Origin of the sequence: Actinoplanes sp. NPDC051859 (assembly GCF_044452725.1) — a bacterium.
In the GTDB taxonomy this organism is placed as follows: domain Bacteria; phylum Actinomycetota; class Actinomycetes; order Mycobacteriales; family Micromonosporaceae; genus Actinoplanes.
The window spans coordinates 1-20781 of record NZ_JBITBX010000027.1; the positions used below are offsets into that span (position 1 = coordinate 1).

Below are 20781 nucleotides of genomic sequence, written 5' to 3' on the forward strand. Positions count from 1 at the left end.
CCCCCCCCCCCCCCCCCCCCCCCCCCCCCCCCCCCCCCCCCCCCCCCCCCCCCCCGCCCCCCCCGCGCCCCCGCCCCCCCCCCCGCCCCCCCCCCCCCCCCCCCCCCCCCCCCCACCTGTCCAACCTCACGGTCTCAGCTGCGGGGGAAGGAAGATGACGCGAAGAGCATCGCTCCGAAGCTTCTCGGCAGGGGCGCCTTCCCGCCGCGGCCTCGCGGCCCGCTGCCGCGCCAATCGGGTCGACATAGTGAAATCTTGATCACCCAGGTCTTCCCCCGACCGGCGATGAGGCCGCCGGCACGGACCGTGAGAATCTGACCAGGGAGAGGCGGATCTCGGGCGATCCAGCTCGGGTCGCTCGGCGATCGCCGTCCTTCGCAAGTCGTGGATCGACACGTCCGGCAAACCCGCTGCCCTTCTGACCAGGCGCCAGCGCGCCAAGTAGTACTCGCGCGGCGACCCCTCGGGGAACACTAGCTCCCCCGGCCGGACCGCCTGGTCCGACATGAAGGCTCTCAACTCCTCGATCAAGTCAATGGGAAGGTGATACCTCTGCCCCTCGGCGAGGACCTCCGCGGCCCGCATGTCGAGAACCTCACTCAGACGCAACCCACCCCGCAGCATCAGAATCAGAAACAAACCCATCGGCCGATCCGCGGCCGCCAACAGCCGCTCCTGCTCCTGCTTCGTCAACACCCGAGGACCTGCACTCCACGACCTCACCGCGACCGCTCCTCTCTCGACACGCGAGCCTGAGCCTCAGCGCGGTAGCGGCGAGCCACCCCACGCAACCCACCGACCAGGCCCTTCGCCGGCAGAACCTCCGCACTCCAGGAGGTGAACAGGCACACCGACCCGCACCTCGCGCAGTACCAACACGCCTCCCATAACGCCCGCGTCTCCCGCGCCATCTGCACGGCCTGCGCACGCCCGCGGTTGCGCGACCACAACACCGCACCGGCCAAGGCCGCAATCACGAACAGCACGAACGCGCCGCACCAGCCATCGGTGACCTCATCGGACGCCAACGACGCCTGCACGACCGCCAGCAGCAGAAAACCGCTCACACACAGCACGATCGCGGGGCCCGTCACTGGCGCCGGCTGCCGCGGCGGCGCCAGCAGCACCGCCAGCTCGTCGTGGTGCACCGCCCGGCCCCGAAAGTCCCCGGCGCCGAGTCCCGGCGCATAGACGCTGCCCCTCACCGAACTCATCCGCCGGCCCTGCTGCACGATCGCGGACACCTTCGTCAACCCCGGTGCGCCGCACTGCAAACACTCCCGCATATCGACCACCTCCCCGGTGCCACATCGTCGGCCCGTTGGCGCTCGCCTGCTACGGCGGCCCAGGAACCCACGGACTGCCACTTCCACGGCCGCCAGCCGAACGCGGGAACACAACCCGTCATGCCGCCACCTGCAGACCCACGATGAACGGAGCCGACCGCGCCTTCTTCGCCTTCTTCCGCAGCGACTTCGCCCGCTTCGCCTCGAATTCCTCCAACTCCGTGACCTTCGCTCCGCCCGGCAGCTTCGCGTTCAACAGCTTCAACCGCTCGCGGTCTCCACGCGGCAGCTGGTGACCGTACGTATCGAAGGTAGTTTTGATGCTGGCGTGCCCCACCAGGTACTGAATCTGCAGGAAGTCGAACCCCGCATCGATCAAGTACGCGACGTACGAATGCCGCAGATCGTGGAAACGCGGCTGCTGATGCAACCGCTTCGGACACGCACACGTCGACACCGCCGTCGACCGCACCAGGTCCAGCGCGGCCCCGTTGCCAACCTTCGCCTTCTTCGGCGGATGATCCGCGCACCGCTGCGCCGCCGCGACCGCATACCGCCAGTAACGCGACCGGAAGTTGTTCGCATCCCACGCCTTGCCGCCCGGCGACAGGAACACGAACTCGTTCCGGTTACGCCCCGCGGTCAACCGGGCAAGCACCTTCACCACCCGCTTCGGCAAGTCGATCGGCCGCCTCGAGCGCGCTGACTTCGGGGAAGCCAACCCGCCCACCCGCCGCAGCGACTTCTCGACGTACACCACCGGACGCTCCCCGGACAGCGACACCGCCCCCACCCGCAGGCCCAGCAGCTCGCCCAACCGCATCCCCGTGCCCAACGCCACGAGCACGATGTCGCGGATTTCGGGCGGGCACGCCGCCAGCAGGATCTCCGCCTCGGCCTCGGTCAGGAAGCAGGCGTCGTACTGCATGATCTGCGGCAACCCGTGACTTGTCTGCCCCGGCTGCAACCCGAGCGGGTTATCCGACCGGAACTTCGGCGCCGTATCGCGCATCACCATCGACAACACGGCCCAGTGCTTACGCACCCCCGCCGGCATCAGATGCGCTGAAAGCGTCGCCTTCCACGGGTCGATGTCCTCCACCCGATCGATCTCACCGACTCGCAGCTTCGCCAACGCGGTCCGACCGTCGAGTTCATCCGAGATCCACTGACCACGCAGCAGCCGGGCGTACTCCGCCTTCGTGCTCTCGGCGACGTCGACCTTGAGCGTCAACCACTCCTCGATCCAGTCCGCCAGGTACGGAGTCTCCGGCTCCTCGGGAAGTTCCAGGTCTTCCGTAAGGCCCAGGATCGCGTTGTAAACCTCCTCAGCAGTAATCCTGTGTTTCCGCGCTTCCGCCAACTTCGCGGCGGCCAACGCATCATCCTCATCCTGAAAGGTGCACGTCTGCCAAGCCCCGGCGCGACCCGCGCGCCACCGGACCATGTGCGCCTTTCCACGTGTCTTGATCGATGCCATGCGACGGAAAGTAGCCGCGAACCGTGATCACATGCGAACACCAGACCAGCGTGTCGGTGGAACTCAGCGTAGCTGCGTGGAACCCAGAGAACGTCTCTACCTGCATCTATCGATAAACGTGCAGGTCACTCTAGGTGTAGCAAACGAACTGGCAGTGTGGGGGTCAGGGGAGTGGTTGCGCTAGACCCATCCATTCCGTGAGCGGCCCTCCGATCAGTTTGGTCCACTTTATATCGGGTGAGTAAAGGGGTCGCTTTCCGAATGATGAATCCCTTACTACGCTCGTTCCTAGGACGCCATCCACGCCTTCCGTGGCCTCAATTCGGAGGATTCAAGCCACTTCTCGCTCCGAGTGGACGGCAAACCCAGCCCGGGAGGCACCGACTATCAGGTCACGCTCGTCCTGCGCCGCCGGGAGCGGGACTCTTGCTCGAGGAAACCGGAGCGACAGGGCGACCACGGAATGGCACATCAGACGTTCATCGATGACGAGAGGGCTGCCACCGATCGCGCCGGCCACATCCTAGGCGAGGATCGCTGGCGGCCCGCGCACTCGATCGGGTGACCCGTAGCAAGCTATGCAGCGAGTCGCCGTACTCGGCCCCCGTAACGGAACCCCTGGTGACACCGCTGGCGGCCGGTCCCGCGCAGGCGGATCATGCTTCCGATCTGCGTTGCCGGCATAATCTCATCTCACCTAGCGTCGCCCGGGTGAAGATGACCTATACGCCGATCGTTGCGGCCGAAGATGCCATCGGCCTGCCCGTTGACCGCGTCGGCTTGCACCTGCTGCACGCTTTCGCGAAAAGCAGCGGACCGACCGCGCACAGCGCGGTCATCCAGGGCCTCAAACAGACCTACTCGCAGAACGAGGTCGATCGAGATACATCGACCGCCGCCGTCCGCGGAGTCGTCGAGGCGCTCGACTGGCTACGCCATGCCGGCCTGATCGCCCCGGATCCCGACCAGTCGGCCGAGTTCTTCGTCATCAGCCGTCTCGGCCAGCAGGTAGTCGCCGCATCAGACGGACTGGCGCTGATTCAGGCAGCCCGGCGGATCGACGTCGACCTGCACCCGCGCATCGCCGACTGCGTCCGGTCGCAGTTCCTGCTGGGGGAGTACGAACTCGCCGCGTTCGCCGCCATACGCGAGGTGGAGATCCGCGTGCGGGAACTCGCCGGGGCTAGCGATTCCGAGATCGGCGTGAAACTGATGCGGTCCGCGTTCGGCCCCACCGGGCCCCTGACCGACGCAAGCCTCGACGGCGGAGAACGCGACGCCGTGAACTCCCTGTTCGCCGGGGCCATCGGCGTATTCAAGAACCCCAGCTCCCACCGGCAGGTCACCTACAGCGACCCGACAGTCGCCTCGGAAGTGATCCTGCTGGGCGACCTCCTGCTGCGCATGCTGGACACCACCGCGGTCCGCCTCGGCAGGAAGTAACTCGGCCGGCGGCGCCTCCACCATGTGCTCATCTGGTGCGCCGCCGACGGAGTAATAGATCGGCCAGCGGCCTGCTTGGCCGACACGTCAGAGGACGCCCGCGATCGGTAGCGCGGAGGTCGGCCCGAACCCCACGGGCGGGGTGCCGAAGGGATGCGGCGGAAGCTGCATCGCGGCGCACGTGCCGTTCGCTCGCGCGGCGAGGCCTGAAGCAGCTTGATCGGCACGGGCGATCGTGGCCGCTACCTTCTGGTGTGCCGGGTCTCCGCCGGACGACGACTCGTTCTGCGGACGACGGCACTCGGACGCCCAGCCGGCCCACGCCGCCCAGCGAATGGGCTACCCGAACGGCGTGCCGTAGCCGAGAGCACATAGGTGGTCTGCAGGAAGGGCATGCGGACATCGAGCCCGGCGAGCCGCGACCGCTCGCCGTGGGGCAGGAGATGCCCATACACGTCGAAGGTGGTCCTGATCGAGGCGTGGCCCAGACGCAGCTGGATCGCGAGGAAATCCCATCCGGCGGCGATCAGGTAGGCGACATGAGTGTGCCGCAGATCCTGCAATCGCGGCCGCACCCGCAGCCGGCCTCGACAGTGACAGGCCGACACCGCTCGCGGGCTGACCCAGCCGGAAGCAGCGGCAACCGGTGGGTGATGCGGGCACCGTTGGGCGGCGATGACAGCCCGCTGCCAGTACCGCTGCCGGAGCGTGCCGGCTTTGCACGGGCCACCGTCGGGCGCGGTGAACACCAGGTCGCCGGGTGACTTACCGGCGATCAAACGGCCGAACAGGCGGGCCGTGTCAGGCGTCAGCGTCACCGCCCGTCGCGAACGCGCCGTCTTCGGCTCGGCGATGGTGCCGTCGCGGCGGAGAGCGCGCTCGACGCGGAGCATCGGATCTCGACCGAGGAGAACAGCTTCGGCGCGCAGGCCGAGCAGTTCCCCCAGCCGCAACCCGGTCGCCAGCAACGCGACCACGACAGCATGAATGGCGTCGGGGCAGTGCGTCAGCAGAATGCCGGCCTGATCGGCGTCGAGCACGCACGCGTGCTGAGGGCTGATACTGGGCAGGCCGTTGCCGCGGCGTCCGGCCGGCCGGCGCATCGGATTGTCGCAGCGCAGGTGCGGCACCGCGTCTTGCATCACCTGGTTCAGCACGATCCAGTGCTTGCGCACCCCGGCCGGCATCAACTCCCGCGCCAGCGCCGCCTTCCACGGATCCAGATGCTCGTGCCGCGTGATCTCGGCGACCGGCAGGTCACCGAGACTCGCGGCGACGCGGCCGCGCAGGATCCGCGCGTACTCGGCATGGGTGGTGGAGGCGACGTCGACCTTCAGCGCCAGCCACCGCTCGATCCACTCGCGCAGTAGCACTGTGGGCGGTCGTGCTAGCGCCCGGGACGCGGTCGGGTCGATTGCCGCGTACACCTGAGTGCTGCTGATTTGCGCGCCCTGGGCCTCGACGTATTGCTTAGCTGCGACAGCCTTGACGTCGGATGGGCCGGGGAACGTGCAGCACTGTTGGCGTCCGGCCGCTGTTCGCCATCGGACGCAGAACGAATTTCCTCGTGCATGAAGAGAAGCCATAAGTCGACCTTGACGCCCACTGGCCAGGGGCCGTGTAAACCGGATGGGGAGGGCTCCTCCGTCCGAGTGGTGTGACGACGACACCAAATGTCCTAGGACGCTCAAGGGGGTGTGCGCCTCGTCATACCGCCGCACTCGCCAACGACATGCCGATCATCGCGGTCGCCTCCCGCCGTACGCCTTGCCCCGAACCCCCGGCCCAGGCAACAGTTCAATCCGTTTCTGTCGCTCGTCTCCAAAGGTCGGCGGAAGCCTCCGCCATTGCCGGTGACGTTGGCATCGTGAGCCTTATGAGCGCTGACTTCGACGTCCCCGCAGATCGCAGATCAGGCCGGGCACGGCCCAACGAGCCGGCCGAATACCTGGGCACGACGCGAGTCAACGGCCTGGCCGTGCAGCGCTGGAAGACGCGAGCCTGGATCATCGCGCTGGTGTGGAACGCCTACGACGGCCCGCCGACCTCCGACGCCGAGCTAGGGGAGAAGCTGCGTGCGGTCGGGGTTGGCGCTGCCCTGCGGGCCATGCCGCACTTCGGCGTCGGCGGACCCGCCCTGCACCAAGTGTCCATCCGGTGTGACAATCGGTGTGGCCCCGGACATCCTCGTAATCGTCGCTGATCTCGTTAGCCACGAAGGCTGTCAGCAGACGAGCCGACGAATCTCGCCCAGCAGGAGTGGGTACGCGTGCGTCCACGGGATGCGCTCTTGTTCCAGCAGTATCCCGGTCGCATGGGTGTCCGCATACTCGACCAGGTACGAGTACAGGTCTCGCTCTTCGTCGTCGAGGTTCGGCAGGGTTCGGCGTTGCGGGCCGGCGCCGTCACCGCCGAGGTCGGCGAACAGATCGAGGGTTTCGCGGTTCATCATGACCGTCGTCACGGCGATGCCGTAGCCGCGGAGGTCGCTGACGAACTGCAGGCCGGCCGCATCGATGTCGCCCCAGTAGAGCACTCGGGTGGCTGCCCGTACCCAGTCTATACGGGCGTAGTGCAGGACGCTGAAGCCTTCGCCGTGCAGTACCACGGTGTCGGGCAGGTCGTCGGTCAGTGCGTAGCCGGTCTCCTTGTTCTCGAGCAGAACGACGATGCGGGGCCGGTTCGGCCATAGGTTGAGGTCGTCTATGCCGGCGGCGAAGTGCCGCATCCCGGCGAACTGGGTGCGCAGCTCCGGGTCGAGTACAGCCACCTGGACGAGATCGGGCGGGATGCGCAAGCCGAGTCGGCGGTGCAGCCTCAGCCTGCGCTGACCGTCGCCGTCGTCCTGCGCCGGTTCGGTGTCGTCGTCGCCGAGCATGGACAGGACGAGTTGTGCATGACGCATGAGCCACTTGGTGTTTATGCCCTTGATCGGTAGTTGGCGCAGCAGCAGGCCGGAGGTCGGGTTGGCGCCGAGCCACGCGACAACATTGACCAAACGGTCGAAGTCCTCCCGTTCGAGCTCGGTGATGCGCCTGATCAACCCGTCGAAACGCGCGGATGGAAACCGGGTCTGCAAGGTGATCAACCGTTGCCCGCAACGGTGCCATATCTCGGCTGTCTCGGCGCAGGCCGCTGCAGCGTCGGCCGGGCCGTCGAGGACCAGGGCATGCGGCATGGAGTGCAGGCCGGTAGGAAACTTCGCGTTCTGGTGGTGCACCGTGCCCGGCCCGCGGTACTCGTGCCACAACTGCGCCCACTCGTGGCAGGCGACCGGGTCGTCGGATCGTTGCGCGATCGTTGGAGGCTGCAGGGGTACGCGCATCGGCCACGTGCCGTCGCCGCGGGCCCAGCGGGGATAGTCCTGGTCGAACCGGCGCCGCAGCAGGGCGATGATCTCGTCAGGCTGCCGCACGGACCGCCCCTTCGAGCTCGGTGTCGCGGCGGGCGGCGAGATCGCCGAAGGTGGCGTAGGCGGCGTTGGAGTGGGCGCCGTCGGGCATGATGCGCTTTTCGACAAGGACGGCTTGGCCGATGAAGGGTTCGACGATGCCGGACATGCGGATCGGTGCCGCGATGATCATTTGGAAGCCGAACTCCTCGAACACGGCGAGGGCCTGCGCGGCGTAGGTTTCGTCGGATTTGCTGAACGCCTCGTCCAGCATGAGCGGCGCGAACCGGGGCCGGCCGTCGGAGTTGTCGTCTGCGAGGTTGTAGCTCAGCGCTGCGGCGAGGCAGAACGCGACCAGTTTTTCCTGTTCACCGCCGGAGTTGGAGGCGGTGTTGTGGTAGGTGAAGATGGTGACGCCGTCGGTGTTCTCTTCGCGTCCGTAGAACGTGTAGCTGGTGCGTACGTCCAAGACGTTGGTGCGCCAGCGGCGGGCTTCGCTGCTGGTGGCGGTGAACCGGGTCATCAGCTCGCGTACACGCCGGAACTGCGCGATCGAGGCAGCCGGGTCGCGGCGTGCGGCGGGGGCGTGACGGAGCAGGTCGTCGACGGCTTTGCGGAAGTCTTTGACCTCGGCCGGCGGGTTGGCCTTGTAGGCGATTTGCAGGTGGGTGCCGGGGTTGAACTCGGCGCGACGCAGTCCGGTGTTGACCATGTCGATGCGGCGCCGGATTTCGTCGGTGGCTTTCTCGATGGCGCGTTGCAGCAGACCGATCGAGGGCACCATGTCCTCGCTGATCATCTGCTGGAACTTTGTCATGGCGTCCGGGAGGCGGCGTTCAGCGATCTCCTCGTAGAGGGCGGCGAATGATCCACCGGACTGTTCGGCGTCGCCGCTGGTGTCCGGCGCGCTGTCCGACCATCGTTCAAGGAACCGGTCGATCGCGTTCCTGGCCTTCGACAGGGCCAGCTTGCGATCCTGGAGCGCAGTTTGTTGGCGGTGGGACAGTTCCGAGCGCAAAGCGCTGCGCAGGTTGCTGATCGTGTCGACGGTTGCCGTGACGTCCAGGCTCGCTCTGACCTCGTCGAGGTAGGCCTGATCGTCGGGGTCGTCGATAAGGTGGGGTTTCCGGTCCTCGGCCTCGTAGATGTCGACCAGCCTGGTCTGGGTTTTGCCGTGATCTTCGATGGCGGTCCGGGTCCGGGAGCAGATGTCGTTGGCGGCCTTGTATTCACGTTCCGCGTCGTCACGCTGACGTTCGAGCCGTTGCAGGTCGACGTTGTCGGCTTTCAGCGCGGCGATGCGGTCCTCCAGCTCGCGGACTGTCCGCGCCGCTGAGGCGTGATCCACTTGGCTCCACATCGTGTAGGCGGCGAGCTGGGTCGCCGCCTCGACCATCGCGTCGAGCTGCCGGTACTGTTGCTCAAGCTGGCGCGCGTGATTGTTGGCCTGCTTGGCGTCCTGGTGCAGCTGTCTGACCTCCACGTCGAGGGCGGCGCGTTTGGCGGCGGTGTTGGCTCCGAGGATGTACGACGACGGGCTGGTGACCTCGGGACGGTCGTCCTTGCGGTAGTGGTTGCCGGGCAGCTTGACCGTTCCGTGGACCGTCACGGCACGCCGGTGCGGTTCCAGATCGCTCGCGGTCTCGACGCACACGTGATCGAACTGGCGCACGAGCTGTGCGGACAACCATGCGCCGCTGGGGTGTTCACGGTCGATGGTGAGCTTGCCGGCAAGGGTCTGGGGTCCTGGTGGCGGCTGGTGCGACGATACGGCGGTCACGGTGCTGTGTTCCACGATGGCGCGCATGTTGTGCTCGTCGATGTACCGGCCGACGACGTCCTTGTGCGTTTCCGGAACCAGTAGTCGCAGTCCGAAGTTGCGCAGCACCTTTTCCGCGGCGGGCCGCCACCGTTCCTGCCCGTCGGCGATATCGATCAACTCGGCTGCATAGGCCAGGTCCACGACCGGTACGCCGGTGCCGGCGGCGATCTCCTCCCGCACGCGAAGGGGGTTCGGCGGGATGAGGGTACAGGCCGATTGCAGGGCGAGCAGTTCATTCTGTTTCGCCTCGAGCGCCTCCGTGGTCTTCACCGCGACGCCAAGGGCCCGCGTGCGGACAGGCTCATCACATTGCAACTCGTCGGCGGCGGCCTGTTTAATGCCGTCGAGCTGGCCGCGGAGCGTGGCGAACGAGTCGTCGTCGTGAGGGCAGGGGTGTTGCAGGCGGGTCACATATCCGCTGTAGATGCGGTACGCGTCACGCCGGTGCGCCGCTTCGACGCCGGCCAGCTGCAGCTGCGATTGCAAACTCTGCAAGGCGGTGCTGCTCTGCCGGTACTGATCATCGAGGGACCGAAACGCTTCGTACCTGCGGCCCTGTTCGTCTTCTTGCTTCGAGAGCTGCTTGTTCAGGCCGGTGATGACCTGGTCGAGACGTTCGAGTTCTACGTCGAGCAGCTGTAGATGCACGCCTCGCAGGTAGTGATCGACGGGGGTACCGAGCAGGTGGCCGGCGCGTTCGCTGATGATACCGGACTCGTGGAACAGTGTCCAGTTCGCCGGAACTTCGCGCAGGATCTGCGCCTGCGCGTGCGCCCGGCTCGCGGTCTCATACGCCTCGTTCAGCGGGGTGAAGGCGTCCACCACCCGTTGCGCGGCGGCGAACGTGTCCGGCTCATCCAGCATGTTCTCGCGGATGAACAGGTTCAGATCGCCCACGTTCTTCATCGCCTTGGCTTTGCCGAGCAGGGCCAGGCCAGTCTGCGACCCACCGAGGCCGACGCGCTGCGCCAGCGCGTTCATGTACGAGGCCTGGCTGGGCGGGTAGTGCGCCGGGTATGCGTCCTTGAGCCACTTCGTGTTGAACTCCCGGTCCGCCCACTCGCGGAGCACACCGATGTCGAAGTGCCCGTCGTGCAGTTGGTACATCGGTTTGAGGGCGGAGCCGTCGTTCTCCACCCCGGAGAACCAGCGCACCACCACGGCGGTCGTCACGGCGCTGAGCCCGTTGTCGTAGGTGGCGGCGACCGCCGACCAGGTCGGTTTCCCGCCGCGCAGGTACTGCACCTGCGACATGTCGTTCTCGTCGCTGGTCTGTGACCACGCGCCGCGCACGTAGTCGGCCACGCTGCGGGTGCTCTGCTTGGCGCCGCGGGCGGTCAGGTCGGCTGAGGCGTTGAACCGCTGATCGTGGGTGGGCAGCAGTGCGATCGAGTGGGCGTCCATCAGCGACGACTTGCCCGAGCCCGACGGACCGGTAAGCAATACACCACGCTCGTCGATCGGTAGGTCCTTGTAGCCGCAGAACGTGCCCCAGTTGACGACTTGCAGCCGGATGAGCCGGAACTGCCCCAGGAACACCGTCCGGGAACTCGCGGTGTTACGCATCGGCGGCCTCGCTGTCCTCCGCACCGGCTGGCGCCTCCCCGCGGGCGATCGCGGTGTAGCGCTCGTGCAGGGCTTGCACTTGCTGCGCGTTGAGGATCGAGGTGATCACACCGTAGATCAGGTAGCGGCTGGTTCCCTTGATCGGTTTGATGATGGCCGCCTCGTCGAGAGCGTTGATCGCGGTCCGGACCTTCTTGACGAAGCCGGCCTCGTCGGTGTCGTCGGTGCGTTTGTAGGCCAGCATGTGATCGATCATGTCCGCGGTCTCGACCACAGGCTCATCCGGCGCGAGCACATACTGCTGATAGAGATAGAGGGCCAGCGCGCTCGCCGCGAGACTCAGCGTCCGCGAGCGCAAAATCGTCCGGCTTCGAGGACTCGGATCCTCCGCCTGCCGGGTGAAGGCGTACCGGTATTCCCGGTTGACCTCCAAGATCAGTCCCAGCTCGGACAGCCTGCTGCGCAGTTGGCCCTCGTACTGCAGCACCACGGGCCAGTGGTGTTTGTTGCGGTCGCTCAGGTGCGGCGCGGCGACCAGTTCCTGCAGCGCCCAGCACGCCTCGGCAGGCAGTTCGCTGGTGTCGCCGTCGAATCGGGTCGACCGTTCACCGCTGTCGACGTGCACGCCCACCGCCTCGCCAGGCGCGTCATCGAATATCGCTGCGGCGTCCAGCGGAGGTGGACTGGCAGGTTCCGGTTCGGGGAACAGTCCGGCGCCGAAGACCTCGTCGAAACGCGGCTGTGAACGATCAGGCATCGCCGATCCCTTCCCCCAGGGCTGGCTGGGCAGACAACACACGCCGGCGTGACAGGTGCGGCGACGGGTCAGGAATCGGCTCGCCGAACACCAGGTACGGGACGTTGAGCTCGCGCAGACCGCGGCCGGTGTGCGCCAGCACCAACTCACGGGCGTCAGGGTCCACGTCACCGAACCGCGTGGCCAGCGACCACAGGCCGATGATGTCGCCGGTCCGCGGCTGAGGCAGGAATTGCAGAACCTCATGCAGGGTGGCGACCCCGCTGTGCGCGTCCATCGCTGCGTGCGCCGCCGCGCGTAACGCCGCCCAATCGATCGCCTCACGGCCGGCCAGCGCCGTGGGGTCGATGTCGAACTCGTCGCTGGAATCGACAACCGGGTCCGCCAGCAGCGGTGTACCAGGATGGAGCCGTAGCCGGCCCACCGACCGGGCGTTGACGCCGCTCATCGAGACCACGAAGCCGATGTCACGGCCGCCATGGGTCCGCTGAAATGCCTCCGCCGCAGCGGCCTGGGCCTCGCTGACCTTGGTGCGCATGCTGCGGTAATGGGCGGCGTCTCCGCCGCGAACGAAGTTGCTGATCCGGCGAAACGCCACCGCACGTACGCCTTCGACCTCCTGCACCCGCCGCCACATCGACTCGATGAAACCGGTGAGTGCGTCGCGCAGATGAGCGGGCAGGCCCGTAACTCGTTCGGTGATCTCGGTGATGTCGGACTCGAGCTGCGAGCGTTGCGACGGTGTGGCGATGACGGTGGCGAAGGCCCGAAACGCCAGACCGTCCGGCGACTCGGCGATCACGTCATGGCCGTCGAACATCTGCTGCAACGTCTCGGCGAACTCGGCGGGATCATCGGTGAGACTCTGCCGCAACAGCGTCGCGGTGTTGGCGTGCATGCGCTCGCCGTACCGGCCGATATCCGCCGGGATGCGGTCGATCAACTGCGCGACCGCGGCGACCTTGTCCACCAGCTCGCGTTGATTGACCACCAGGATCTCGCGGCGGTCAAGCGCGTCGAGCTGCTCTCGCAGCGCCGCAATCTGCTCTTTCAACGCACGCCGGCGAACCACCGGATCCGGGTTGGCCTCGGTCGCGATCTGGCGTATGTCACCCATAACCATGGCCAGCGCGGACTCTGTGGCCACGGAGCTGTGTCGGTGAAGGGCCCGCATCTGCCGCACGGCCTGGCTGGCACCCGATGTCAGCTGGTACCGCTCAATGCGGGAGGCCGGGTCGACGCTGCGATGCACCCAGCCCCGCTTGGTCCACTTCGTTAGCAGGTGTTCCGCTTCCAGCGTGGGCGCCTCGGCGTCATCAGGGTCTCGGGAGGTTGTGACGCTGCGTAGTAGCGCCGGAAGATCCGCATTCACGTCCGCCGCGAGCGACTGCCCGTCGACGATCTGGCCCTCGCCGAGATGCGCAGCCATCAGCGCGAGATGAAGCAGCGCGTCCGGTGACCGCAGCAACGACATGGTCACATCAGCGATCGTATTGCTGCGGAACTCATGAAGCAGCTGCTCGGAGCTCTGGCTCGCCAATGCTTCCACCCCCTCGAACAGGCGCCGCGAGCAGGACACGACGGCTATCGACAGTTGTAGCGGTCACTTCACGCACTGTAGGGCAGGGTTACGACATTACGATGCCCACCGATAGGACGACTCGGTCCGGTGAATCCGAGCGCGGACCCGTTCGCGAGAACGTGATGCAAACGCTAAGCCGATCTTCGTTCACTTTCGGCCGGAGGGAGGGCGCCACGGTGGTAGCCAGGCGCAGCTGGGGTTCTTGACCGCTAGGCCGTGCCTCGATTAGCACCCGCAATGCCTGCTTGCACGGCGAAAGCCCGTGGCGTCCGATGTCCACGGCGACGATCCACCTGCCGGAACGTTCCTGGCTCTAGAGTGATCATCGACGTCCTCGCTGGAAAGATTGGTGGATGACGTCGAGATCGTCGTCCGCCGCTGTTTACCTTCTCCTCAGTGGACGATCGCCCAGCCCGGCCGGTGGCGCTCCGAACGCGTCGGGCAGCCAGTCGGGTCCAGGACGCCAATCACGTAGAGGGCGAGGGCGGAACGGAGGGAGGACAGCTGAAGCCGGCGGACCGGCTGGATCAGAAGCAGAGCAGTACGGCCGGCGGACACCCCATGGGGCGACCACTTAATCCTCACGTGACATCGCGCTGCCCCCTTCTTGCCCGCGGGTTGCGCCCCCTGCATGGGGCGCAGCATCGTTAGAATGCGTTGGTGAATCCGTCGAACCGTGTCGAACTCCGGCGGTACTGGCGGCCACGAAGTTTCTTCGGGCACTCCGAGAACGACGTTGAGGCTGCTCGGGCGGTAGGGCAGGAAGCCGTAGCCGGACTGAGCCCGATCGCTGAAGCGACCAACGGATCATGCACGGTCCTGCTGGCGCCACCCGGCGCCGGTAAAACTACCGACCTTCACCGCCTCATCGACTCCGGCGGGCGACGTGCCCGGCGGGTGCACCTCCCGAGCCTGGTCGGCGACTCCCGCATCTTTGACCTCATCGCCGGGATCATCGCCGAAATCACCGCCCCTGACAGCGTCGAGAACGGCCCGGCAAGCTATGCGCCGGAACCGCTGCTGGCCCTCGACAGCGTCGACGAAGCGCCATTGGACGGCCCGAATCTCATCGAGCTCGTCCGCGAAGTCGCCAAGGCTGCCCGGCGGGCGAATGTTCGGCTGGTGCTGGCATGTCGCAGCGCGAGCTGGTTAACAGGGGTCGAGGAAGCCTTGTGGCGCACGTTCGACACGGTCAACGTGTTCCTCATTGAGCCGTTGGACCGGGAGAACATCGCCGAGTATCTGCGGTCCGCGGATGTCGATGTAGAGGTCTTCCTCGACGCTGTCCGAGACGCGGGCATCATCGATCTGGTTACCAGCCCGCACACCTTGAGGCTCCTCGTCGACGACTACCTCGAAGGCGGCGGCGCCCTTCCTTCAGAACAGATCGAGCTGTTCCGGCGCGCCAGCCGACGGCTGCTGGCGGACCCTGCTTGGCAATACAGTCCGAGCCTGCGTGCAGCTGCAGAACCCCTGTTGGAGGCAGCACGGTGGCTCGCCGCGCTGAGCATTCTCGGTGGGCGCCCACTACTCACCCTCACGGACGTGCCTGGGCCACACCGCCTGACGGACGCTGACTGCGCCGCGGTGATCAACTCGACAGATTACGACGCTGCACTGCGCACGGCGCTTTTCGCCTCGTCGGACGGTCGCCACCACTTCTTCGCGTACCAGACGGTCACCGAATTTCTGGCCGCGGAGCACCTAGTCAACTCTGGTCTGCCAGCTGATCAGCTGACCCGCCTCCTCGCGGGACCTGGCAAGCGCCCCGCCCCGCAGCTGCAGGCCGTAGCAGCCTGGATGATCTCGATGGCGCCTGAACGGTTCCAGGCACTCCTCGGAAGCGACCCGGAAGCTTTCCTGGGCAGCAACATTGAGCTGCGCGATGCGCGTTACCGCAGCGTGCTCGTCGATCGACTTCTGGAGATGGCGCAGCGCTACGAGACGGGGCGCATCGAGCATCTCCGGCTGACCAGGCTCCATTACGACGGCATCGAGCAGCGACTACGTGCCGTATTGGACGACCGAGCGAGCACCTCTGATGCCTGTTACCTCGCGGTTCGCATCGCCCGCTTGAACAGCCTCAACGAAATGCACGATGCCCTGCTGAAAACCGCGCTCGACACGACCCGTTCGGTGGCTGTCCGCTCGGCGGCAGGTCGCGCCGCGCTGGAGCTCGGACCACCGACTCCGGACAGCCGGCTCGCCACGCTGGCAGACCCAGCTCTTCAGCAGAGCGGGGATGAAGACGAACTGTTCGGCATCGGCCTGCGCGCACTGCTCCGCTCCGGCACCTCACCTGCGGCCGTGCTGCCCCGACTGAAGTCCGCCGAAAATCCTGACCTGTACGGGAACTACCGCTCGTTCTTGACTGGAACGCTGCCGTCTGCGTTTCAGTCGACCCAGATGTCGCCCGCAGAGGTCCAGGAATCGCTCAGGTGGGTCACCGAGACGGAACGGCAAGCCCCGATACGCGGACCTCAACTCGGCGGCCTGGCCGAGCAAACCGCAATGGTCTGCGACGCGATCCTCCTGGTTGGGCTCCAGATGCTCGCTGATCCGACGGTACGCTCCGGCGTTGCTGACGTCATCGCTGGCAGAGCGGCAAGACACCTAAGTCTCCTCCGTGAACGGCGCACCGAACTACCGCAGATGGAGCCGGTCGCACGCCGTGATCTCCTGGTCGAGCTGCAAGCGCGGTCCTCCTCCGCATTGCTCGCGCTCAGATTGCGGCAAGCCGGCCTTCTCGGTGCCGACGACTTCGTGTCGCTATTAGGCCGCGCCGAGGCCCTCGCCACCAACGTTAAAGAGGCTCAACAGTGGCGGCCGTGGCTAGTCAACGCGTACGACGCCACCCGCCCGGAACACCTCGCCGCGCTAGGACAAGTAGCCTCCAACAGTCCTCTGTTCCAGGAGGTCGCGCGACACTGGCTCAATCCGCCCGACCCCTCAAGCCACGATGCGCCGCCCTTTCACGAGGATGAGAGCGACGAAAGCGAACCCGTACTCACCACCAAAGAGCTACGGGCCAAACTACGAGACAGCCTGACGCAACCCCCGGCGGAAGCCTTTCACACGTTTTGTTACTGGGCGCAGATCCGGCCCGATCAGCAATACGTAACCGAATCATTCGAGGTGAACGTCGAGAATCTTCCGGGTTGGCAGACCCTCGACGCCGTAGAGCAAGACACTGCCACAGACTGTGCCATCGTCTACTTGAAGACCGCGAGATCCAATGGCGCGGACCTCCTCGGTACCGGGAGCTTCAATACGGGAGCGCTTGCGGCCGCCCGTGCCCTGGTGCTGATGTCGCACAGAAGAGCCTCCGCTGCCCTCGAACCGTCACGGTGGAAGTTTTGGGCGCCGGCATTGATCCGGGGGCCGTTCGTCACCGCAGACGACCTCCCCATGCTGCCCGCCCTCAAAGGCGCATACCGGTACGCCCGAGAAGAGCTACTATCCGCGGCCGAACGCGACATGCGTGGCCGACCCGACTCGGGTCAATTCACCCTCCGCCGCATCGCACCCGTGCTGACCGCTGAAGCAGCAGCGTGGCTTGAAACGTTGGTCAGCGACACCACCCTGGATGCAGCAACCACCGGGGGTGCCTTCCAGCGGCTTGTCGAAGTCGACGCGCCTCGCGGCATCGCCCTACTCCGTCGATACATTGACAAAGGCGACAGGGGCTCGGTTCGTAGGCTTGCCGCGAAGGCACTCGAAGCAACCCCGGGAAGCGCATGGCCGGTCCTGCAGCCCTTGCTGTCGGCAGACGGCCAGCTGGCGACCGACGTCATCGAAGATGTTGCCTACGGTCAGGTCTTCGACGTACGGCAACTTGCGGAACATCACCTTGTCGAACTCTGGGAGTTGACCAACACACGCTTCCCTCCCGAGCAAGACCCGACCGTGCACGGTATGCATATCGTCACTCCGCGAGAAAGCGCGGCGGATCTGCGTAACAGGCTTCTGCCAGCCTTGGCCGATCGCGGCACTGATGCCGCAGTCACGCAACTGCAGCAACTTGTGGCGCGCAAACCTAAGGACGTCGGACTCAAACGGCTGCTGACATTCGCACGCCGAGAACAATCACGGACTCAATGGCAGCCGCTGCAACCTGACGAAATCATCGAGCTGCTGACCGCAAATCCCAGCCGGCGGCGGGCGATCGCCCTCCAGCGCGGATCCCTCGCCTTTCTTCTCGGAGCAGCCGTCGCGGTCCCGATCGACACTGCCTTCTGGTCCCGCGATGGCCTGGAAACTGGAACCTGGATCTTTAGCTTTCTCTTCCTTCTCGTCGGCATCGTGCAGCTCGTGGTCGGTCGTCTGCATCCCTCCACTGGCGATGCGCCCGAGCCTAGCGTGTGGAGGAAGATTGTCGGCTTGCCGCTGACCCGTATCGACGTAGGCGTCGTCGTAGTAGCCCTCGCGATCTGCGTGGCCTTCGCAGCGTTCGCGGAGCGAGGCGATGAGGAACCAGCTAAGAAGGCGCCGCCCCAGCCTGCTCCGAGTTCCACAACACCGAACCAACAGCCCTCCGCCGCTGTGAAGGCATCCGCTTCGGCGACTCCCGCCAGGCAGACATCACCTCGGCCGGCGAACTCATCCTCATCGGCTCGGAGCGCTCGACCGTAAGGCACGTGAAGCTGCGCTTCATCGAAGGAACGCCTCGTTGGCCGATCCCCGAACCGGTGACGGACCGACCGCGGGCGTCTGCGCGGACGCCTAGTTTCCCGGGTCATCCGACAGATCAGCAGATGAACAACCTGCTCGGACACCCGCAGAGATCACTAGGGTAGTAGGACTCATAGCGAGACCGCCGACGTGGCGAACCGGTTGGCGCGCTGGCCCGATGCAGGCCGTGTGTCCATGAAGGAGCACCCGAACGGCTCGAGAACAGCTCGGAGGTGTCAACCTCGCTTCGTGACCGCTAGCATTGTTTCCTCAGCGTAGTGCGATGGGTGCGTTGAGTTGCCTGTGGTTTGCTGACTGATCTGGACATGAACACCGAGTCGGTCTTGCTGCACGGCAAGGGCGCGAAGGATCGCCGGGTACGGTTCGGCCCGAAGACGTCGCGGGTCCTCGCTCGGTACCTGCGTGCTCGTGCGAGCGCGACGGCGCGGCCGAGGTGCCGCAATTGTGGCTGGCCGCGCGTGGCGTGCGACCGCTGGCGCCGACCGGCATCAAGGCCATGCTGAAACGCCGTGGCGCTGCGGCCGGGGTGGCGAACGTGTACGCGCATCGCTGGCGGCACAACTTCGCCCATGAGTGGCACAAGGCCGGCGGCAACACCGGTGATCTGATGCTGATCCTCGGTTGGTCGTCCGACGACATGCCCCGGCGCTACGCCGCCAGCGCCGCCGCAGAGAGGGCGCAGGAGTTTCAGGTCCAGATGGGTATAGGAGAGCGCGTATGAGTTCGGTCCCGCCTGCGGGGAGCGGTTGTTGCCGAGGTCCCCTCGTTAGAACGCCGCCGGGCGGGCACCGAGCATGTCGATCATGACAATGCCGGTCAGGTCCGCCCATGATTGCAGGGTTCCCGGTTCGCCCTCGAACGCAGCTTCTATCTGTTCTGAGGGCTCACGCGAGGGAAGCGGCCAGCCGTCGAAAAGCTCAGGGTTGCGGTCTTCGATGTCGGCAAGCCGGTAGGCGGTGCGTCGCACAGCGGCGTTTCGGGACTGCAGTTCGGCGAAACGACGCAGCACGCTTTCGGTTGCGCTACCGCCCGGCTCATGGCAGACCAACTGATACCACGGTGCGCCGTAGGAGAGCGCCGCCTCGGCATCGAATGTGTTCAGGCGCCGTAGCAGCAGCGCGGTGTCGACCGGCAGGACCGCACACGCCCACTGCCGGAAATCGGCCGCGCCGTGCGGGCAGCCGCCAGCCGTCACCGTTGGACGGTATGCAGTCGGCAGGGCGTCGCTGTATATGCAGTACAGCCCGGCGATGCGGTCGACGCGACAATTCCAGGCGAAGACATCGATCTGCTCCCCCGCAGGGGCGGTCGGGGCGGCCCGCTGGTTGAAGGCGATACGGCCCGCGCCAAGGCAGGCGCGCTTAGCCTGCACCCGGAACCCGGCGTATCCCCGGTGATCACGGATCCACCATTCCCAGTCCGCCCCGTTGGCTGCCTCCTGCGGCGAGGTGAAACGCTGAATCGATACGCGACCGCGCTGGCCGCCGGTCAGCTCGAGCAGGGCGTTGTCGGTGAAGGTCGTTTCGCCGGGAAGCAGCCCGAGGGACCGGCCTAGCCTCATGCGCCACTGAACGTCGGTGGCGATCGCGCGGAAGCTTGAACACAGGTCCGACACCGGATGAAGGTGTGAAACTGGGACCGTGGTGGCGCCCGTGGCGGTCAGGCTCCAGACGCTGTGGCCCGTGACATCGGAGCTGTGAAGTAGCCCCTTCTCGACTAGCCTGCGACGGGCCGTATGCGCCTTGCGACGCCACCGCGGCTCTTGTCGTCCGTCGCTGACGTCAGCCAGGTCGTCGTCGTCCAGCCAGTGACCGAACCGCCGCTCGATCGCCGCGAACACCTGTTGGGTTTCGGCCGTGCCGTGTAGCTCGTAAAGGGCGGCCAGAATCCATGCGGCCATATCCCGTTCTGGGGTCATCGTGACCTGGATTCTGCCTGCGCCGTGGCGTCAGATTGGCGGCGGGGCCAGCTGGGGCGCAAGAGCGCATCTGTTACCACAAGCCTGATCGTAGTGTTGATGTCATCCCCGCGATCAAAGGCATCTGCTCACTCCCGTGCGGTCCAAGGCTACGACCGGGCATGGATGCCGAAACAAGCCCATGGTCGCGCTGGGCGTGATACGCCTGTGAAGGAGGAAGACGGCACGCCTGGCGCCGCCCGGGGCCACCGACCAGCCGATAGAAAAATGTCATACCCACGTGGCACAGTGAGATCAGTCGAACGGGTGAGGAGGAAGTCTCGTGCAAGTCCTCAACCAGCATGGACAGCCCACACCGCCTAACGGCTGCCGGTGGTGTGGCATAGCTGAACGTGATCACGTCCAGCTATGGACCGAAGGCCGCGGATGGCACGGCTGGGAGGCGCCGACGCCCGAACAACGGCGGAGGCGGATGCTGGCTCGCCGTGCCGAGCAGACGGGTCACTCGTCGAGCGCGGCGAGCTTAGTGATCTTGGCGAAGATCGCCTGAATCTTCGCAGGAACCTCTGACGCGTCCTGGAGGCTGCGTACGAGGCCCGCCATGGTGGCGGGCTTCCCGCTGGGACCTGTCTCGCTGTTGACCCGGAAGGTATTCTCCAACTCCGCGCTGAACTTTGGGCCGCCGCGTAATGCGGCGATGTCTGCGGCCTTCCAGGGCAGGCCGTCGGTGCGCTTCCACAGGGTGTTGCCAGCCTGCGCCCATTGTTCGTCGGAGAACTCGTGTTCGAACTCCTGACCAGGAGCGCCGAGCAAGTAAACATGCTCGCTTTTGACTAGCCCGGCG

The 20781-nt window shown here is 66.1% G+C and carries 13 protein-coding genes; 4 read left to right on the forward strand and 9 right to left on the reverse strand.

Annotation, left to right across the window (positions count from 1 at the left end; genetic code table 11):
• Positions 1-719: 719 nt before the first annotated feature.
• A complete protein-coding gene (locus tag ACIA1L_RS32715; protein ID WP_396076937.1) occupies positions 720-1244 on the reverse strand; it encodes a hypothetical protein in 525 nt (174 codons plus the stop codon).
• Between the two features lie 160 nt (positions 1245-1404).
• Positions 1405-2664 carry a tyrosine-type recombinase/integrase gene (locus tag ACIA1L_RS32720; RefSeq protein ID WP_396076938.1) on the reverse strand — a complete coding sequence of 420 codons (1260 nt, stop codon included), beginning with the start codon at positions 2662-2664 and terminating at the stop codon, positions 1405-1407.
• An 819-nt stretch (positions 2665-3483) separates the two neighbouring features.
• Between ACIA1L_RS32720 and ACIA1L_RS32725 the strand changes: the two genes are divergently transcribed.
• Complete coding sequence (locus ACIA1L_RS32725) at positions 3484-4209, forward strand: TIGR02391 family protein (protein ID WP_396076956.1); 726 nt, start codon at positions 3484-3486, stop codon at positions 4207-4209.
• 242 nt (positions 4210-4451) lie between these two features.
• Here the strand turns inward: ACIA1L_RS32725 and ACIA1L_RS32730 are convergent, their stop codons facing one another.
• Positions 4452-5636, reverse strand: coding sequence for a hypothetical protein (locus ACIA1L_RS32730; RefSeq protein WP_396076939.1), 1185 nt, complete (start codon positions 5634-5636; stop codon positions 4452-4454).
• A 449-nt stretch (positions 5637-6085) separates the two neighbouring features.
• Between ACIA1L_RS32730 and ACIA1L_RS32735 the strand changes: the two genes are divergently transcribed.
• Positions 6086-6412: a hypothetical protein gene (locus tag ACIA1L_RS32735; RefSeq protein WP_396076940.1), complete on the forward strand. Its 327-nt coding sequence runs from the start codon at positions 6086-6088 to the stop codon at positions 6410-6412.
• Between the two features lie 21 nt (positions 6413-6433).
• Here the strand turns inward: ACIA1L_RS32735 and ACIA1L_RS32740 are convergent, their stop codons facing one another.
• From ACIA1L_RS32740 to ACIA1L_RS32755, 4 genes are read right to left on the reverse strand one after another with little or no spacing between them, the layout of a single operon-like run.
• Positions 6434-7624, reverse strand: coding sequence for a DUF3322 domain-containing protein (locus ACIA1L_RS32740; protein WP_396076941.1), 1191 nt, complete (start codon positions 7622-7624; stop codon positions 6434-6436).
• The gene (locus ACIA1L_RS32745; RefSeq protein WP_396076942.1) at positions 7611-10988 is read right to left on the reverse strand and encodes an ATP-binding protein; all 3378 of its coding nucleotides are present in this window, start codon (positions 10986-10988) and stop codon (positions 7611-7613) included. Before ACIA1L_RS32745 ends, ACIA1L_RS32740 begins: the two co-directional genes overlap by 14 nt.
• Positions 10981-11745 carry a DUF4194 domain-containing protein gene (locus tag ACIA1L_RS32750; protein WP_396076943.1) on the reverse strand — a complete coding sequence of 255 codons (765 nt, stop codon included), beginning with the start codon at positions 11743-11745 and terminating at the stop codon, positions 10981-10983. Before ACIA1L_RS32750 ends, ACIA1L_RS32745 begins: the two co-directional genes overlap by 8 nt.
• Positions 11738-13285, reverse strand: coding sequence for a DUF3375 family protein (locus ACIA1L_RS32755; RefSeq protein WP_396076944.1), 1548 nt, complete (start codon positions 13283-13285; stop codon positions 11738-11740). The genes ACIA1L_RS32750 and ACIA1L_RS32755 overlap by 8 nt, the downstream gene beginning before the upstream one ends.
• A 702-nt stretch (positions 13286-13987) precedes the next feature.
• Between ACIA1L_RS32755 and ACIA1L_RS32760 the strand changes: the two genes are divergently transcribed.
• Together ACIA1L_RS32760 and ACIA1L_RS32765 are read left to right on the forward strand one after the other, a co-directional pair.
• Positions 13988-17959: an NACHT domain-containing protein gene (locus ACIA1L_RS32760; protein WP_396076945.1), complete on the forward strand. Its 3972-nt coding sequence runs from the start codon at positions 13988-13990 to the stop codon at positions 17957-17959.
• 502 nt (positions 17960-18461) lie between these two features.
• Positions 18462-18740: a tyrosine-type recombinase/integrase gene (locus ACIA1L_RS32765; RefSeq protein ID WP_396076946.1), complete on the forward strand. Its 279-nt coding sequence runs from the start codon at positions 18462-18464 to the stop codon at positions 18738-18740.
• Positions 18741-18785: 45 nt separating this feature from the next.
• Here ACIA1L_RS32765 and ACIA1L_RS32770 read toward each other — a convergent pair whose 3' ends face one another.
• Positions 18786-19937 carry a hypothetical protein gene (locus tag ACIA1L_RS32770; RefSeq protein ID WP_396076947.1) on the reverse strand — a complete coding sequence of 384 codons (1152 nt, stop codon included), beginning with the start codon at positions 19935-19937 and terminating at the stop codon, positions 18786-18788.
• Between the two features lie 501 nt (positions 19938-20438).
• Positions 20439-20750 (reverse strand): hypothetical protein, encoded by a 312-nt coding sequence (locus ACIA1L_RS32775; protein ID WP_396076957.1) that lies wholly within the window; start codon positions 20748-20750, stop codon positions 20439-20441.
• Between the last annotated feature and the right edge of the window lie 31 nt (positions 20751-20781).

Bases quoted from the DNA above. Each gene is read 5' to 3' on its own strand.
- ACIA1L_RS32750 (WP_396076943.1), bottom strand. From the start codon at position 11,745: ATGCCTGATCGTTCACAGCCGCGTTTCGACGAGGTCTTCGGCGCCGGA.
- ACIA1L_RS32735 (WP_396076940.1), top strand. From the start codon at position 6,086: ATGAGCGCTGACTTCGACGTCCCCGCAGATCGCAGATCAGGCCGGGCA.
- ACIA1L_RS32770 (WP_396076947.1), bottom strand. From the start codon at position 19,937: ATGACCCCAGAACGGGATATGGCCGCATGGATTCTGGCCGCCCTTTAC.
- ACIA1L_RS32725 (WP_396076956.1), top strand. From the start codon at position 3,484: ATGACCTATACGCCGATCGTTGCGGCCGAAGATGCCATCGGCCTGCCC.
- ACIA1L_RS32745 (WP_396076942.1), bottom strand. From the start codon at position 10,988: ATGCGTAACACCGCGAGTTCCCGGACGGTGTTCCTGGGGCAGTTCCGG.